This window comes from Lentzea sp. NPDC004782 (genome assembly GCF_040609115.1).
GTDB lineage: Bacteria > Actinomycetota > Actinomycetes > Mycobacteriales > Pseudonocardiaceae > Lentzea.
In genome coordinates, this window is the sequence record NZ_JBEXJN010000015.1 from 67,231 (window position 1) to 82,606 (window position 15,376).

The 15,376-nt window shown below is 68.4% G+C and carries 13 protein-coding genes and 1 pseudogene; 10 read left to right on the plus strand and 4 right to left on the minus strand.

Going from position 1 to position 15,376, the window contains the following annotated elements; genetic code table 11:
- Window positions 1-39 precede the first annotated feature (39 nt).
- Window positions 40-1,497 (plus strand): cupin domain-containing protein, encoded by a 1,458-nt coding sequence (locus ABZV40_RS16390; protein ID WP_355441288.1) that lies wholly within the window; start codon window positions 40-42, stop codon window positions 1,495-1,497.
- Window positions 1,498-1,865: 368 nt separating this feature from the next.
- On the opposite strand, the gene ABZV40_RS16395 is transcribed toward ABZV40_RS16390, so the two are convergent.
- Window positions 1,866-2,888: a GNAT family N-acetyltransferase gene (locus ABZV40_RS16395; protein WP_355441291.1), complete on the minus strand. Its 1,023-nt coding sequence runs from the start codon at window positions 2,886-2,888 to the stop codon at window positions 1,866-1,868.
- Between the two features lie 72 nt (window positions 2,889-2,960).
- Here ABZV40_RS16395 and ABZV40_RS16400 point away from each other — a divergent pair, with 72 nt between their 5' ends.
- The 6 genes from ABZV40_RS16400 to ABZV40_RS16425 all read left to right on the plus strand — a co-directional run bounded on the left by ABZV40_RS16400 (window position 2,961) and on the right by ABZV40_RS16425 (window position 10,709).
- Window positions 2,961-3,224, plus strand: a complete 264-nt coding sequence (locus ABZV40_RS16400; RefSeq protein ID WP_355441294.1) for a hypothetical protein — start codon at window positions 2,961-2,963, stop codon at window positions 3,222-3,224.
- Window positions 3,199-3,531 (plus strand): NucA/NucB deoxyribonuclease domain-containing protein, encoded by a 333-nt coding sequence (locus ABZV40_RS16405; RefSeq protein WP_355441297.1) that lies wholly within the window; start codon window positions 3,199-3,201, stop codon window positions 3,529-3,531. Before ABZV40_RS16400 ends, ABZV40_RS16405 begins: the two co-directional genes overlap by 26 nt.
- A 45-nt stretch (window positions 3,532-3,576) precedes the next feature.
- Entirely contained in the window at window positions 3,577-7,047 is a 3,471-nt protein-coding gene (locus ABZV40_RS16410) for an SUMF1/EgtB/PvdO family nonheme iron enzyme (RefSeq protein ID WP_355441300.1), read from the plus strand.
- A 4-nt stretch (window positions 7,048-7,051) separates the two neighbouring features.
- Entirely contained in the window at window positions 7,052-7,912 is an 861-nt protein-coding gene (locus ABZV40_RS16415) for a MoxR family ATPase (RefSeq protein WP_355441303.1), read from the plus strand.
- A gap of 2 nt (window positions 7,913-7,914) precedes the next feature.
- Window positions 7,915-10,053: a hypothetical protein gene (locus tag ABZV40_RS16420; protein WP_355441305.1), complete on the plus strand. Its 2,139-nt coding sequence runs from the start codon at window positions 7,915-7,917 to the stop codon at window positions 10,051-10,053.
- 365 nt (window positions 10,054-10,418) lie between these two features.
- Complete coding sequence (locus tag ABZV40_RS16425; protein WP_355441308.1) at window positions 10,419-10,709, plus strand: hypothetical protein; 291 nt, start codon at window positions 10,419-10,421, stop codon at window positions 10,707-10,709.
- 133 nt (window positions 10,710-10,842) lie between these two features.
- Here the strand turns inward: ABZV40_RS16425 and ABZV40_RS16430 are convergent, their stop codons facing one another.
- Complete coding sequence (locus tag ABZV40_RS16430; protein WP_355441311.1) at window positions 10,843-11,616, minus strand: maleylpyruvate isomerase family mycothiol-dependent enzyme; 774 nt, start codon at window positions 11,614-11,616, stop codon at window positions 10,843-10,845.
- A gap of 44 nt (window positions 11,617-11,660) precedes the next feature.
- Between ABZV40_RS16430 and ABZV40_RS16435 the strand changes: the two are divergent.
- From ABZV40_RS16435 to ABZV40_RS16445, 3 genes and pseudogenes are all read left to right on the plus strand, one after another.
- A pseudogene (locus ABZV40_RS16435) lies at window positions 11,661-11,903 on the plus strand (ISL3 family transposase); the annotation flags it as partial.
- Between the two features lie 85 nt (window positions 11,904-11,988).
- Complete coding sequence (locus ABZV40_RS16440; protein WP_355441314.1) at window positions 11,989-13,017, plus strand: YncE family protein; 1,029 nt, start codon at window positions 11,989-11,991, stop codon at window positions 13,015-13,017.
- Entirely contained in the window at window positions 13,014-13,169 is a 156-nt protein-coding gene (locus ABZV40_RS16445; RefSeq protein ID WP_355441316.1) for a hypothetical protein, read from the plus strand. Before ABZV40_RS16440 ends, ABZV40_RS16445 begins: the two co-directional genes overlap by 4 nt.
- Here the strand turns inward: ABZV40_RS16445 and ABZV40_RS16450 are convergent.
- On the minus strand, window positions 13,161-15,143 hold the full coding sequence (locus ABZV40_RS16450; protein ID WP_355441318.1) for an amino acid adenylation domain-containing protein: 1,983 nt from the start codon (window positions 15,141-15,143) through the stop codon (window positions 13,161-13,163). The two genes, ABZV40_RS16445 and ABZV40_RS16450, sit on opposite strands and share 9 nt — an antisense overlap.
- Window positions 15,140-15,370, minus strand: a complete 231-nt coding sequence (locus ABZV40_RS16455; RefSeq protein ID WP_355441321.1) for an acyl carrier protein — start codon at window positions 15,368-15,370, stop codon at window positions 15,140-15,142. Before ABZV40_RS16455 ends, ABZV40_RS16450 begins: the two co-directional genes overlap by 4 nt.
- Window positions 15,371-15,376: the final 6 nt, after the last annotated feature.

The window sequence follows — 15,376 nt, forward strand, 5'->3', positions numbered from 1 at the left end:
CCGCACCCCTGATTCGGCCAACTTGACACGAGGAACCGGATGACCGACTCGACACTGATTCCCCGCCTGAACTGGCAAAAGCGCACCATGCCCGTGACCCGTCGCGTCATCGGCGACTTGGCGAAGCGCAGCTCCCCGGGCAGGCGCTTCGCGTACTGGGGCCACATCACCGCTAATTCGGTACCGCTGTTCGAGTGGCTCTCAAAAACAGGCGTAGATCTTCGGCTCGGAGTGTGCGACCCGAACACCTCCCCTCCCGAGGTACTGGAGCACCTCTCGTCTTTCACCTTTCTCGACGGCCTGCGGGACGCGGTCGAGTGGCGGCCGGAGCTCGTCTTCGACACGGGCGGTGAACTGGTCACCAGCCTCGTCGCCGCCGGCGTGCCTCCGCTGGCCGCCGTCGAGTCCACGACGTCCGGCATCACCGCGCTCGAGCAGCTGTCCGTGGCGTTCCCCGTGCTGCAGTGGGCGGACATCCCGCTGAAGCAGGACGTCGAACACCGCCACCACGTCGCCGCCGGAGTTCTGGGCGCCATCGCCTGGCTCACCGGCATGTCCGTGGAGGGAAAACGCTTTCTCGTCGTCGGCTACGGCAAAGTGGGCGAAGGCATCGCCGACCGCGCCCGCAAGCTCGGTGCTCTGGTCACCGTCGCCGAACCTCATCCGTTGCGCGCCCTCAACGCCCACCTCGCCGGTCACGCGGTCGTTCCCACGCCACAGGCCGCCGCCCACGCCGCGGACTACGTGGTCACCGCGACGGGACGCGCCGGTGTGCTGAACGCCGACGTCCTGGACCGCCTGCCGGACGGCGCGATCGTCGCGAACGCGGGCCACTCCCCGGCCGAGATCGACTTCGGTCACCTGAACGCGAGCGTCGCGGGCGAACCGATGCCCGGCATCGTGGAGTTCCGCCCCGCCGGAAAGTCCCTGTACGTCCTCGCCGGCGGCAGTCCGGTGAACCTCGCGGCGGACCGCACCTACGGCGACGACCTCTGGGATCTCTTCAGCGCCGTCACCGTGCTGAGCTGCGACTGGCTGATCACCGAAGGCTGGCGCACCGCAAAGCCCGGCGTGCAGCCACTTCCGCTCGAACTTCAGTCCTATGTGGCCGGAGTCGCCACCGCGCCTCCGTTGTCTTCCGCTTCGCACACAGCGATCAAACCCGCGTCTTCGCCCGACGGGCACGCCCTGCAGGAGCTCGTTGGTCCTCAACTCGGCAACAGCACAAGCCACACCGTCGCGTGCTCGACACTCGCTCCCGGCGGTGCCGTCGAAGAGCACTTCCACCTGCGCACCGAAGAGACCTATGTCGTGCTGGCAGGTTCGATCACCGTGTTGCTGGACGGTGTTCCCAAGACGTTGCGCACCGGGGACGTCGTGGCGATCCCGCCCGGTGTCCATCATGGAGTGACCGCCGGCGACGAGGGCGCACGATTCATCGCGATATCCGTTCCGCCGTGGCAACCAACCGACCACCACGTGTCGCCAAGCCGCTAGGTCGTTCCTCCTCGTCCGGGTTTGGCGGAGACCCGTCAAACCCGGATGCAGGGCACCGTCGAAGATGGCGATGCGCTGCTCGTGCCACCCACGCAAGAAGCGATCGTCGGCCGCTCACGCAGCTCGTCGGGGTACTTCTTCGGTGGGCCCATCGGTCCTCCCCGGTGGTCGAGGGGATCGGACGCGGACATCAGCAGACCGATCGCCCTGTCCTTGAACCGGGCGACGCCGGCCAGGTGTCCCGGACAGCTGAACATCGCGTTCATCCGCTCGGCTTCGCCGTCGGCCTCACTTCTGGCACCCCACAGGTGACCAGCACACCGCCTCGTACTTCGTGGGCCGGGTGACGGCGATGATCGGTGATGGCGTCATCGGGCAGCCAAGGCCGCCTCCAGCACGGAGATGTTCTGGTGCACCGTGGTCACGACTCGTGTGGTGGTGAAGCCCATTTGTGCGTTCACCCGTCGCATGTGGATGTTCAGCTCGTTCGTGCCGCTGATGATCTTCTCCGTGTCCGGGTGGTCGGCGATCAGCCAACGGAGCATGTGCGCCTTCATGGCCGCACCCAGTCCACGTCCGCGATGCGCGGCGAGCACGGCGGTGTCGCGTTGGAAGCCGATGAGCGGACGGTGCGAGTACCGTTCGATCTCGGTCAGACCGGCCACCTCACCAGTGACGTTGTCCACCGCGACCACCACGCGGTGTTCGATGCCCTTCTTCTCGAACTCCGCTTCGGTCTTCCTGACGCGTTCAGGTGTCCATGTTGGCGGCCGGTAGGTCGACTCCCCGCCAGGCACGTCTTCTGCGGCGGTCCGGGCACGGGCGTAGGACGTGATCAGGTCCTGCGGTGCTGGTTCCGACCACTGCTGGAGGTGGTAGCCGTCTGGTGCGGGGATGTCCCATCGCGAATGGTCCACATCCGCAAACGTCAGGCTCTGCACGTACATCGTGTTCGCCACGTCGAAGCCGATCGCCCTGGCCCACAGTTCACCGGGGCCACCCTTCGAGAGCTCCCAGCCTTCGACGAGGGTGCGGTGCTGCGCGCGCAGCACCGCGAGGATGCCTCGAAGAACTTCTGTACCGATGCCTCGGCGTCGTTCCTGGGGGTGGACGGTGATGTAGCACACCGCGATGTGGCTGTTGGCGTCTTCGGGCAGGTCGGACGTGACGATCGCGACTGGGTTGTCGTGCTCGTACGCGATCCAGATCAGCTCGGCGCCGAAGCCGACGAACGGGTTCTTCAACCGGTTGACGATGTCGTCACAGGTGGCGGGTGGCTCGTCCGGGCGATCGATCTCCTGGCTCGCCGCTGCCACTCGGTAGTAGGCGGTGAAGTCGGCCTCGGTCGCCTTGTGCACGTCGAACGGGACAATCCGCACGGTCGGTCTCATCGGCTCACTTCCTCGGTCGAGATCAACGGGCTCGCTCGGTCTGGAAACGATGAACGGAATGAAGAGGTGTGGTTGACGGACATCCCCAACACGGCCCTCCGGGTCGCTGACGTGCACCGCAGCAGGGACTTCTACGTGCGGTGGGGAGACTTCACGCCGTCTCCGCGAGCCGAAGTGTCGACCGGCATCCTGGAAGTCATCGACAACTTCGGCGATCCTGTGTTGTTGGTCGGTCCTTCCGCCGGGGACGTGACGAACCACCTAGCCGAGAGGCACGCCGTGTTCGCGCCCGGCGAGACGAGTCTGGTGGGTGGACGGCAAGAAGATCAACTGTGACGAGTACCCGTTCGCGTCGACCTACCAGGGCGGTACGAGCGGCGGCCCGGTGTCCGGCCGGCTGATCGACGCCAAGGTCAACCGGGAGGGCGGGATCCAGCTGAACAACTGGTACGGCTGGGACCGCATCCTCGACGGCGACCAGTTCTGGGTGCAGCTGCTCGGTCAGCGGACGAGCAGGAGGAAAGGCCCGGAAGCAGGCACGCCGAAAATCTCGTCCCTGCTTCCGGGCCACTCCATGCCAGTTAGTGGCCAGTTCTTGGACAACCCGCACTTTTTCAGCATTGTCGGCGTTTGTTCTGCGTGACGCAGGAACGAACCGCGTGCCTCGCGCGATCCAAGGTGTGAGGTGATGCTGATGGCGGCTGGCGGCGCCGACAGACCGTGCCGGGTGTTCATCTCGTACGCGCACGAGTCGGCCGAGCACATCGAACTTGTCCGCGACCTCTACTACTTCCTGCGCGACAACGGCGTTGACGCGAAACTCGACCTGCTGGCCGCGGAACGACGGCAGGACTGGCCGGTGTGGATGGGCGAGCAGGTTCGCCTGGCCGACCACGTGCTCGTGATCGCCTCCGCCGCGTACCGCCGCCGAGCGGAGGCGCGCAGCGCACCGGACGAGGGACGTGGGGTGCAGTGGGAGGCACGGCTCATCCGCGACGCCTTCTACCTCGATCAGCGTGCGCTGGACCGGTTCCTCCCCGTCGTGCTGCCGGGCCAGTCCGTGGACGGCATACCGGACTTCCTCGCGCCGAACTCGGCCACCGTGTACCACGTGCGGGACATGTCGCTGGCGGGCATGAAACCGTTGCTGCGCCTGCTGCTCAGCCAGCCGGCGGAGACCGAGCCGCCGCTGGGACCGGCACCCGTGCTCGGCAGCCGCGGCCGTGGAGGAGGACTGCGGTCGAAACCCGCGCCCGCGTTCGTGGACTCGCCGCCGGTCGTGTTCCCGGGGGACGAAGCTCCGGACGACGAGCGGTCGCTGGTGCTGATCACGGACTTCGCGGCCGACGTGCCGCAGGTCCTGCTCGCGAGGTCCGCCGGCGAGCAGGCCGTCTGGCTCGCCGGCGAGGAACTGCCGCACCAGATCGACGGATCGGACCTGGCCCCGGAGGCGCTCGTCGTCGCCGACTTCTCGGGCGTGCTGCCGGAGCAGGCGTTCACGAGCGATCTCGCGACGCGCATCGAAGCCCTGCTGACCTGGGCCGGCGTGAACGACCGCCGGATCGTGGCAGGGTTGCCGCGGTTCGTGCTGGCACCGCAGGACGTCGAACGGCTCGGCAGACGTGCCCAGGTGCTCACCGCGGCACCCCTGTTCGGGGAGCGGTACCGGCATCGCGCGGAGGACTGCGAGCGGCTTCTCGGCGGCAGACTCCCTTTCCGCACCACGTTGTTCCCGTTGCTCAGCGCGAACAGCGCCATGCTGCCGCACGCGGTCGCGGAGGTCCTGCGAACCCTCCCGGCGCGGCCGTCCCTGGTGGACTCGCCGATCGCCGGCGCGGAGGAGGTCGAGATCGCGCTGGAGATCGCGCGACGGCTCACCGAGCTGGGCTTCCACGAGATCGCGTTCCGGCTGGAGGCGCGCTGCCGGACCGCGGCCCGGCAGCGCGGTCTCGTCGAGCTCGCGGCGGACATCCGCAAGAACACCGAGGCGCGTGGCGAGGACGTGGTCGTCGGCTTCGTCGAGGCCACTGACGACCTGCCGGCGATGGTGCCGTTCGGCACGGTCTCCGGCGGAACGGGCGCGGGCAAGACCACCTCGTTGCTGGGCATCGAGCACGCGTGGTCGCTGCCGTACCGCGGCGAGACCGGCCTCCGCGTGCAGCACTACCTGCCTCTTTACCTCCCGTTGGCGCAGAACGAGCACGTCGGCCTGACCAGCCGGGTCGAGGCGCTCATCGCCGAGGATGCGTTCGCTTCGTTCGGCGAGGGCGGCGCGCGGTTCACGTTGCCGTGTCACGCCCTGGTGCGCCGCCTCGGTTCGGTGCGGGCGTTCCGCCGGTTGTTCGGTTCTCCGCTGTACCTGTTGCTCGACGACGTCGACGAGCTGTCCGCGGCCGCGCAGAACAGGCTGAACGCCGATCTGGAGAGGTTGCGCGCCGACGACCCCAGGATGGGCGCCCTGCTCGCGTGCCGGGACGAGCGCACCGCACGCCTGCTGCGAATCAGTGACGTGGCGATCCGCGAGTTGAGCGAGCTGCAGATCAGGGCGCTGGTCAGAGAACGGCGAGGGCACCCGTCGCTGCTCGATCTGCTGCTGGGCAACGGCACCTCGGTCTCCCGCCACCTGAGCAACCCTCGTCTGCTGAGCCTGCTGTGCGATCTGGAGCTGACGAGCAAGGACCTCGACGGCGCCACCCTGGCCTCGATCCTGGAGCTCTACGTCTCGCGGTGGGGCGAGTGGGGTGGGGTCGACCGGCGCGTGACGGAGGACTGGCTGGGCGAGGTGGCACTCGAGCTGAAGGTGGTGGGAGCCCGGCGTCGGATCTTCGGCGAGGCGGCGGCCCAGGACCTGATCGCCACCGGACGGGTGCTGGGCCTGCTGCGGCAAAGCGATGATCCCGCCGTCCTGGAGTTCAGGTTCGAGGCGTTGCGCGACTACTTCGCCGCACGCGAGCTGGCGAGACTGGCCGCCACCTCGAACGTCGACGCCGTCGTTCGCCGCTACCTCGCCGGAAACGGTGGCTGGGACGACGTTCTGCGGATGCTGATCGCTCTGCTGGACGACGCCGGTGCGGTGCGCCTGACGGAGGTGCTCGCCCAGCGCGGCGACCTCGAGCTCGCGCACGACTGCGTGCTGGAGCTGCGCGGCCGCGGCGGCCGGGCGGGTGAGCTGACGTCGAGCGCGCTCCTGCGCCGGATGGACGAGACCGACGATCCGCGCACGCGGACGCGACTCGCGCGAACCCTCGGCCGGCTCGACCCCCGGATCGTGGTGGACGCGCCGGCGCAGAACCTGGTCGAGGCGCCCCGGTCCGAGCTGATGGACACGTTCCTGATCGGCCGCTATCCCGTCACCAACATGGAGTTCGCCGAGTTCGTCACGCACGGCGGCTACACCGAACGCGGGTGGTGGGACCAAACGGGCTGGCGCTGGATCAACGAACACAAGCTCCGGTTTCCCCGGTACTGGCTGAACAGCCGGTTCAACCTGCCCAACCAGCCGGTCACCGGGGTGAGCTTCTTCGAGGCGAGCGCGTACTGCGCGTGGCTCACGAGCAGGCATCCCGGCCGGGTCTTCCGGTTGCCGTCCGCGGTCGAGTGGGACTGGGCTGCGCACGGCCAGTACCAGATCTTCGAGCGGGCACTGGCCATCGCGCGGGGCAACCACGTCCCGGCCGGCCCACGCGGCGGCAGGTCGTCGATCGCCAGGGCCATCAGGCAGTTCTTCGGGCGCAACGGGATTCCCGCCGTCCCGCCGCCCCGCTGGATCGACGCCGCCGAGTCGATCGCGATCATCGAGAAGGTGGCCTCGGAGATCGAGCAGCACATGCAGTCGCAGCCCCACGAGCTCGGCGCTCCCGTCGGGGTGCACCCGCCGAACCACCTTGGCGCGCACGACCTCTTCGGCACCGTCTGGCAGTGGTGCAACACGTCGATGTCGGTCATGTCGGCGACCGAGCAGCACCTGCAGGACCTGTCCGCTGTCCAGGAAACCGGAAGGGGCGCGTCGATGGTGGTGAAGGGCGGAGACACGGCGGAGGCGAACAACCCCGTCTGGTCCGTGATCGGCGGGTGGTTCGACCCGTTCGTGCGCTACCACCGGCTGGGTTTCAGGGTGAGTTGCCGTTCTGTCCAGGACCGCGTGGAGACGAGGGGATAGGCGCATGGCCCGCTATGTGGAGATCGACGATGTGCGTGTGGCGCTGGCGGAACCGGTCGAGGTGCCGCCTCGCGCGTTCGTCGGACGTGACAAGGAACTGCAGCTGTGCCGGGTCGCGTGGGGGATCAGCAGCGACGGCACCGAGCTCGTCGACAGCAGCGCCCCGCCGCTCAACTTCCGGCTGGAGGGCGCGCCGGGGCTGGGCAAGAACGAGATCGTGTACGAGATCGCCCGCAGGCTCGACATGCCGCTCTACATCGTCCAGGGGCACGAGGAGTTCACGCCGGAGGACCTCGCCCTGCTGCTGACGCCCGATCCGGAGGCGGTGTACGGCGAGGTTCCACCGCTGACGCTGCGGGCGAGTCCGCTGGCGACGGCGCTGTACGAGGGCGGGCTGTGCTTCTTCGACGAGATCAACCGCGTCCCCGACCGCGCGCTGAGCCCGCTCGCGTCCGTGCTCGACGGGCGGCAGTACATCTACTCCGCGATGACCGGCATGAACATCGGCCCGAGGGACAGTGCCGCGAGGAAGCGGTTCCGGTTCTGCTGCGCGCTCAACCCGTCGCTCAGCAACGAGGGGCACGTGCTGCCCGAGTACATCGAGCAGCGGACGTTGCCGGTGATCGAGATCGACCACCCGCCGTTCGAGGACGTGCACGAGATCATCCGGACCTCGCTGAGCCCCTCGCCGGACTTCCTCGTGGCCTTCACGGACTGGTACTACGAGCAGGAGCGGCAGGACATCTCGGTCCGGCAGGCGGTCGCGCTGATGAACTACGCGATGAACTACGAACAGCACGTGGGCGGGCAGAAGACGAAGATCTTCGACCAGGTCGCGTCGTTCGTCGTCGGCCGCAGAAGCTGAGCATGAGCTCCCCGTACCTGAGGCAGGGCAACGTCTACATCGTTCCCGTGCTGCGCCATCACCTCAACTTCGCCGTCCAGGTGCAGCGGACGGTGCGCGAGCTGCAACTCGACGAGCAGGACGTCATCGCCGTCGGCTTGCCCGAGTCCGTGCACGCGCCGATGCTCAAGGCCGTCGACAAGCTGCCGCGCGTGTCGCTGGTGATCTCCAGGGTGAGCGACGGCGACCAGCGCGAAGTCTTCCCCGTGACCCCCGCCGACGGCATGACCGAGGCGGTCCGGATCGCCACCGATCGCGCCATCCCGCTGCGGTTCGTGGACCAGGAGATCGCACCGGGACACCTGGTCGACCGCTTCTGCATGGCCGACGAGGACTGGCCGGACGACGGCCTGGCGCTGCAGCACGGCGCCCAGTGGTACCTCGATCTCGTCGCCGAGCGCCTCGCCCATCCGCCGTCGCGGTTCGAGCCGGTCGACACCTGGCGCGAGCTGCACATGGCGGCCCAGCTGCGGCGGCTGCATCTGCGGTACCGGCGCGTGTTGTTCGTGTGCAGCGCTACGCACGTGCCGGCGATCCAGCGGTTGTTGCGCCAGCCCGAGCTGTTCACCGACGACGTGCGGCCCGCGTTGCCGAAGATGAAGTACGAGATCCACGAGCCGGCGCTGCACATCCTCCTGCGCTACCTCGACTACATCCCGCGCCTGGTCCAGCGGTACGAGGAACATCGGGCGGCGGGCACGGCACACGAGTTCGACAAGAGCACCGCCCTGCTGTGGCTCATCCACAAGCTGAGCGTGGAGGCGACGGACCTGCGGTTGTCGGTGCGGCACTACCAGGTGTTCTCGCAGGTGCTGACCAAGCTGCTGGAAGCGGAGAAGCGGATCTCGCCGCAGTTCGAGACGGTGCTGACCGCCTGCCGCGGCTGCTTCGGCAACCTGTTCGGCGAACGCGTCTTCCGGGACCTGCTCGGCTACTTCGACCAGGTGAAGGTGGAACGGATCGGGCGCATCAAGGGCACGCGCGAGTCGCTGTTCGAGGTGGGCGTCACGAAACCGCGCGCACGGGGCGGCGCGGTCTGGGTGGCCCGCAACTGCGCCCAGCTCGAGCACTACTTCGAGGTCGTCGGCACCACCGCCGCGCCGCACGACGGTTCGCCGGACTTCGCACCCGACCTGCCGTTCGGGGAGATCATCGAGGTCGAGGGCCCGCCGTCGCGGCGGCAGGTCAGGCTGCCGAACCCCACCCGCCAGGGGTGGGAGCGCTCCACCTGGCCACCTGCCGACGAGTTCATGGACTGCATGCGCGGCAAGGCGTTCGACCTCGCGAAGACAGTCGGGGACAACGAGGTCAAGAGCATCGAGTTCCAGGGTTCGATGCACGACGGCCTGGACTTCCGGCGCACGTTGCGCAGCTACTACAAGAAGGAGCCGAAGCTCTATGTCCGCCGGTCCCGCACCGTGCGCAAGCCGGTGATCGACCACGCGGAACCGGTGATGTGGCTCTCCGCCCGCTACGACTCGGTCGACCTGGGCGACGAACAGTGCCAGCTCGGCTACACCTTTTGCGGCACCGCGGCCGAGACCCAGGTCGTCGACTGGTACCTGGGCAGAACGCTGACCATTCAGCCCGACCTGAAGAACGCGCTCGGTGAGCCGATCAAGGTGTGGGCCTACGACGTCTACGCCCGGCTGAACTTCCAGGGCTGGGCGAACACGCTGGACCAGATCCGCGCCCGGCTGGGCGACTCGCTCTACTCCAGGGTGCCGCCCGTGGAGATCGTCGAGAACGAGGAGCCGTTGCGTGAGCGCCTCGCCGACACCTACGGGCTGTACCTGGACTGGAACAGGTGGTGGGAGATCATGCTCGTCACCGCCCTGGAATACGCGAAGGAATCGGTGCTGCTGATCGCACCACAGCAGTTCATCGTCCCGGCGGAGATCATCTCGCGGGCGGCCGCGCGCGGCAAGTCGATCCGGCGCATCTCGCCCGCCCGGTTCACGCACGAGGAGCTGCGCCGGTTCTCCACGCAGTACTACGTCGAACACCAGTACCCGAATGTGCGTCCGGACGCCAACGACCCGGTGCACCGCGCATACCTGGTGGAGAGGTTCGCAGACGTGATGAAGCGCTTCTGGGAGTGATGGCCGACTCCGGAACACATCGCATCCACGTGGTGATGTTGTTGCTGGCTTTCGCCGCCGGCACTCCAGGATCTGCCCCGGTTACCTGGGACGCATCGCACCGGCGGATCGCGACCTGAGCGAACCGTCCCTTGTGGACAGTGTGGCCCCAGGTGGAACCCCGGGTGACCTCCGCGCTCGCATCGCCGTGCTTGACGCAAACGCCGCAGATCAACTGCGAACTCGACGAGTGCGGTCCCGCCGAGCTCCAGCGGTGGCCCCTCTCCGGCGCCGAAGGCGACGTGGGTCACATTCGCAATGCAGAACGTCTCCGAACCGCTAGAACGGAAACGTAGGTCAACTTCTTGAACTGGGGAGCTAAAAGCATGAAGTTCACCGCAATGGCCGTTGTGTGCGCCGCGAGCGCCGCCCTGATCACGGTCGGCGCGTCCACCGCCTCGGCCGCACCGGTGTCCGCGCAGTCAATCGTTTGCGTGCAGGAGAACAACGTCATTTATCGCAAGACGCCGGAAGGCACGCCTTTGGGTCAGGTGCACCGCGGCCGGCGTTTCGACGTGTTCGAGTCCGGGGGCCCGGACCTGACGTGGGCCCACGGCAACATCGTCGGCGGCCGCGCCGGCGTGTGGATCTACTGGGGGCTGCTCGGCAACTGCTGATCTCGCGACCGGAACGGGCCCGTCACCGCTGCGGTGGCGGGCCCGTCTGGCATCTTCTCCCTGCGTGCGCACCCCTGCAGCAGCCGGTGTGCCTGCTGCCCGCGAGGAACTGCCCGCGTGTCAGGCAGGTCCGTCAGAAGCCGGGAAATACGCGACGCAGGTCGTCGAGCGTGACGTTGCCCTCGACGGTGACGCCGCTGTCGTACGGTGCCTTGAGCCGGCCGTTGATCAGGCGGACGAACGCTTCCTGCGGACCGTTGAACGTCGCGGAAGGTGACTCGAGGTGGTCCACCACGGTGACCGCGTCGTCGATCACCAGACCGGCGCCGGGGATCGCGACCGACACGGGGTCCGCGAGCTCGGCCGGCTTCGCGAGGAAGCTCAGCATGAAGCCCATCGGCCCGGTCAGGAGGTCGACGAGCACCGCGGCCGAGTCGGCGTTCACCCCGGCGTGCGGGTCGAAGGCCGCGCGCACGTCCCACGAGTGGTTGGCCACCTCGTTGAGCCGCAGGCCCAGGGCGGTCAGCAGCGGGACCGGCTCCGGCAGGAAGCCGAGGTCGACGGTCAGCGACGAGCGCTGCTCGGGCGTGAGCGCCTCGACCATGTCGAGCCAGCGGCCGTTGTGCTCCAGAAAGCCCTCGGCCTGCGCCCGCGGCGCGGACGCGTCCCAGCGGGCCCAGATCGTCTGGTTGTCCTCAGGCGCCACGGTCTCTCCGGCGGCCCGGGCGATCGGCGCACGGCCGATCTCCGCGCCACTGCCGAGATGGGACAGAGCCTGAGCGACGGTCCATTCCGCGGCGCCGCTGGTGAGGGCAAGCTGTTCGTCGGTGAAGGTGCGGACGAGACCGGCGAGCAGGTCGTGCTCGGCACGCAGGGCAGTGATCGCGCGGTCGACGAGTTGACTCATACCATCCCCCAACTCCCGAACCCGCGCATGTGTTCCACTGATCGGTCGATGGCCGCCAGGTCGTCGTCAGGGTGCGCGGACGGCGGCTGGTCTGCCCGGCTCGGAACTGCCCGCGGCAGACGTTCCGGAAGCGGATTCCCGGCCTGGTGGAACGCCATCGGTGCCGCACGGTGCGGCTTGTCCGGCAGATGTCCCATGTGGCGCAAGAGTTGGCTGGCCGTGCGGCGGCACGCCTGGCCGATCTGCTCGCTGCGTCCATGTCCCGCAGCACCGCGTTGCGCAGGCTGGCGTGCAGGCCCATTTCCGCAGCACACCGGGACACCACCCCCTGCACTGTAACCTCGGTTGCTTTCGGCGGGAGAGGTAGGTGCGATGAGGCTGGCCGCGCGGTCTGGCTCGATGTTGATGGCTGCGGGTGCGGCGGTCGTGGTGCTCGCGGTGGCGTCGTGCAGCGGCGGTCGGCAGCCGTCATCGGCGGCGCTGCCGTTGCGAGCGGCTGGTGAGGTGGCGTTGCCGGGCGATTCCTCGCGGTTCGACTACGCGAGCCTGGACGCCGACCGCGGGTTGCTGTTCGTGGCACATCTGGGTGCCGGTGAGGTCATCGAGATCGATGTCCGCGCGCGTCGTGTGGTGCGCACGATTCCGAACCTGCCGCAGGTGCACGGGGTGCTGGTGGTGCCCGCGCTGCACCGGGTGTTCGCGACCGCGACCGGGGCGAACCGGATGGTCATCCTGGACGAGGACGACGGCACGGTGGCCGGTCAGGCGGCGACGGGTGCGTATCCGGACGGGCTGGCGTACGACTCGCGGCGGGGCGCGATCTGGACGACCAACGAGTCCGGCGGGTCGGAGACGGTGATCGACGCCGCGACCGGAGCCGTGCGCGGCACGGTCGAGCTGGGCGGCGAGGTCGGCAACGTCGCTTATGACCCGGACGGCGACCGGATGCTGGTGGACGTGCAGGGCCGCAACGACCTTGCGGTGGTCGACCCGGCCAGTCTGACGGTGCAGCGGCGGGTGCCGTTGCCGGGCTGCGAGCACGATCACGGACTCGGCCTGGACACAGCTGACCGGCTGGCGTTCGTCGCGTGCGACGGGAACGCGACCTTGTTGACCGTGGACTTGAAGACCGAGCAGGTGCTCGACACTCATGCCGTGGGGGCGGATCCGGATGTGCTGGCCTACGACCAGGCGGCGCACCGCCTCTACGTGGCTGCGGAGAGCGGTGTGGTCACCGTGCTGGATCTGCGTGATCGGCGGTTGAGCGTGGCCGGATCGGGTCATTTGGCCGATGGTGCGCACGTGGTTGCGGTCGACCCGGCCACCCACCACAGCTTCTACCCGGTGCCTGCCGGGGCGGATGGCCGTCCTGCGCTCCTGGAGCAGGAGCCCGTCGGGTGACGCGGAGCAAGGGGAAGCGTCGAAGTCCATCTTCCCTGGTCATCGCACTGGTAGCCGCGGTGCTGGTCTTCCGGCTCAAGTGGCCGGTGCTGCGGGTGCTCGGCGTTGCGGCGGTTCTGGGCCTGGTGGCGGGTCTGATCGGGCTAGGGTAGGGCGGTGCGGTCGACCTTTCCGTTGTGGGTCAAGGGGAACTGCGGGAGCGCGGTGATGCGTTCCGGCACCAGGTAGGGCGGGAGCTTCGCCTCCAGGTGCTTGCGGAGGGCGTCGACGTCTGCGCGTGCCGGGGTGACGTAGGCGGCGAGTCGTTTGCTGTTGCGGCTGCCGGTGGCGACCACGACGGCGCCGGTCACGTCCGGGTGGGAGAGCAGGGCGGCTTCGATCTCGCCGAGTTCGACGCGGAAGCCGTTGATCTTGACCTGGAAGTCCTCGCGGCCGAGGAACTCGAGGTTGCCGTCCGGCAGGTACCGGCCGAGGTCGCCGGTGCGGTACAGGCGTTCGCCGGTTACCGGGTGGGTGATGAAGGATCCGGCGGTCTTCTCCGGATCGCGCCAGTAGCCCATGGCGACGCCGCGGCCGCCGATGTGGAGTTCACCGGGTACCCAGTCGGGTCTGCGGCGCAGGGCCGGGTCGAGGACTTCGAAGGACTGGTTCGACAGCGGCGTGCCGTAGGGGATGCTGGGCCAGCTGGGGTCCACCTCGCCGATCTCGTAGAAGTTGGACCAGATCGAGGCTTCCGTGGCACCACCCATGCCGATCAGCGTGATGTCCGGTGTGGACAGTGCGCGGATGCGATCGGGTAGCGACACCGGGATCCAGTCACCACTCATGAGGACCAGCCGCAAGGAGTCGGCAAGCCGCAGTTCCCTGCCTTCGCTGTACTCGACGAGCATCTCCATGAGGGCGGGGACGCTGTTCCAGACGGTGACCTCGTGCTCGTTCAGGAGGTCGGCCCAGTCCCACGGAGCGCGCTCGCTTCCGGGCGGCGGCAGGACGATGGCGCCACCGACCGCGAGCGGGCCGAAGATGTCGTAGACGGACAGGTCGAAGCTGAGCGAGGACAGCGCGAACACGCGGTCGGCCGGGCCGACGCCGAACCGGTCGTTGATGTCGAGGACCGTGTTCTGCGCGCCGCGGTGATCGATCATCACGCCCTTGGGCAGACCGGTCGAGCCGGACGTGTAGATGACGTAGGCGAGATCGGTCGTCGCCTGTGGCCACTCGACGGCCGGCTCGTCGCCCTCCAGCAAGCCGGGATCGATCTCGATGTGCTCACACGGCAGGTCCTCCACCACACCGGGCTGTGTGAGCGCGAGGGTGATCTCCGCGTGTCGGAGGAGGTGGTGCAGCCGCTCGACAGGTAGATCGGGGGAGATCGGTACGTAGGCGGCGCCGCCCGCGAGGGTGCCGAGCACACCGAGAACCTGTTCCCAGCCTTTGCGCATGATCACGGCGACCATGCGGTGACCGTGAACCCGAGTGGCCAGTTGTGCGGCGCCACGACGGAGTTCGCCGTAGGTGAGCGAGCGCGAGCCGATCACGGCAATCGCGTCCGGGGTTCGAGCCGCCTGGCCCCAGAACGGTTCGTGGAGCAGGACGTCGTCGACGGGGTGGTCGGTGGAGTTGACCTTCTCGCGCAGGCGGACCTGCTCGGGTGGCAGGCACTCCGGTGCCGGGCCCAGCCACGCGGCCGGGTGTTCGGCCAGCGTGTCCAACAAGGCCTCGTGCGCCGCGGTCATGCTGTCGACCACTCCGGCCGCGAACAGCGCGTCGACCGCGTCCCAGGTGAGGCCGTCGTCGATGCGGTGGGTCAGCCAGGTCCCGACGGCGAAAGCGGAGACGGGTTCCGGGAGCTGGCTGTGGATGTCGCGGGCGCAGTCGAGGAACGAGCGCCGCGGGTCCATGTCCGCGATGACGGTCCGGTCCGGTGGCACGGAGAACTGGATCTGCGACTGGGCGGACCAGTCGGCGACCACGCGGGCGAACGCGGTCGCCAGCACGACGTACAGCGGCACGTCGTGGGCCGCCGGCGCGCGGCGCACGGACTCGGGTAGTTCCCGGTGGCGTCGGCACGTCACCGGGTCCCGCACGGAGGCGGGATCGGCGACGAGCGGCAGTCTGGCGGTCATGCTGCCTGGACTCCCTTGCGGGTCAACGCCTCGCGGATGTCGCCCATCGAGCGCATCGTGGCCATCTCGGCGTTGGTGAAGCGGGTGCCGAACGCCTTCTCGATCCGGACGAGCAGCGCGACGTGACGCATGCTGGTCCAGTTCAGCACCGACTGCTGGTCGGACTCGTCGGTGAAGCTGTCCGCCGGCTCTTCGAAGACCTCGGCGAACACCTCGGCTAACGTCATGACTCT

What these genes read in the sequence shown, in the direction of transcription:
- ABZV40_RS16390 (WP_355441288.1), top strand. Translation starts at nt 40, where the DNA reads ATGACCGACTCGACACTGATTCCCCGCCTGAACTGGCAAAAGCGCACC.
- ABZV40_RS16395 (WP_355441291.1), bottom strand. Translation starts at nt 2,888, where the DNA reads ATGAGACCGACCGTGCGGATTGTCCCGTTCGACGTGCACAAGGCGACC.
- ABZV40_RS16410 (WP_355441300.1), top strand. Translation starts at nt 3,577, where the DNA reads ATGCTGATGGCGGCTGGCGGCGCCGACAGACCGTGCCGGGTGTTCATC.
- ABZV40_RS16415 (WP_355441303.1), top strand. Translation starts at nt 7,052, where the DNA reads ATGGCCCGCTATGTGGAGATCGACGATGTGCGTGTGGCGCTGGCGGAA.
- ABZV40_RS16420 (WP_355441305.1), top strand. Translation starts at nt 7,915, where the DNA reads ATGAGCTCCCCGTACCTGAGGCAGGGCAACGTCTACATCGTTCCCGTG.
- ABZV40_RS16425 (WP_355441308.1), top strand. Translation starts at nt 10,419, where the DNA reads ATGAAGTTCACCGCAATGGCCGTTGTGTGCGCCGCGAGCGCCGCCCTG.
- ABZV40_RS16430 (WP_355441311.1), bottom strand. Translation starts at nt 11,616, where the DNA reads ATGAGTCAACTCGTCGACCGCGCGATCACTGCCCTGCGTGCCGAGCAC.
- ABZV40_RS16440 (WP_355441314.1), top strand. Translation starts at nt 11,989, where the DNA reads ATGAGGCTGGCCGCGCGGTCTGGCTCGATGTTGATGGCTGCGGGTGCG.
- ABZV40_RS16450 (WP_355441318.1), bottom strand. Translation starts at nt 15,143, where the DNA reads ATGACCGCCAGACTGCCGCTCGTCGCCGATCCCGCCTCCGTGCGGGAC.
- ABZV40_RS16455 (WP_355441321.1), bottom strand. Translation starts at nt 15,370, where the DNA reads ATGACGTTAGCCGAGGTGTTCGCCGAGGTCTTCGAAGAGCCGGCGGAC.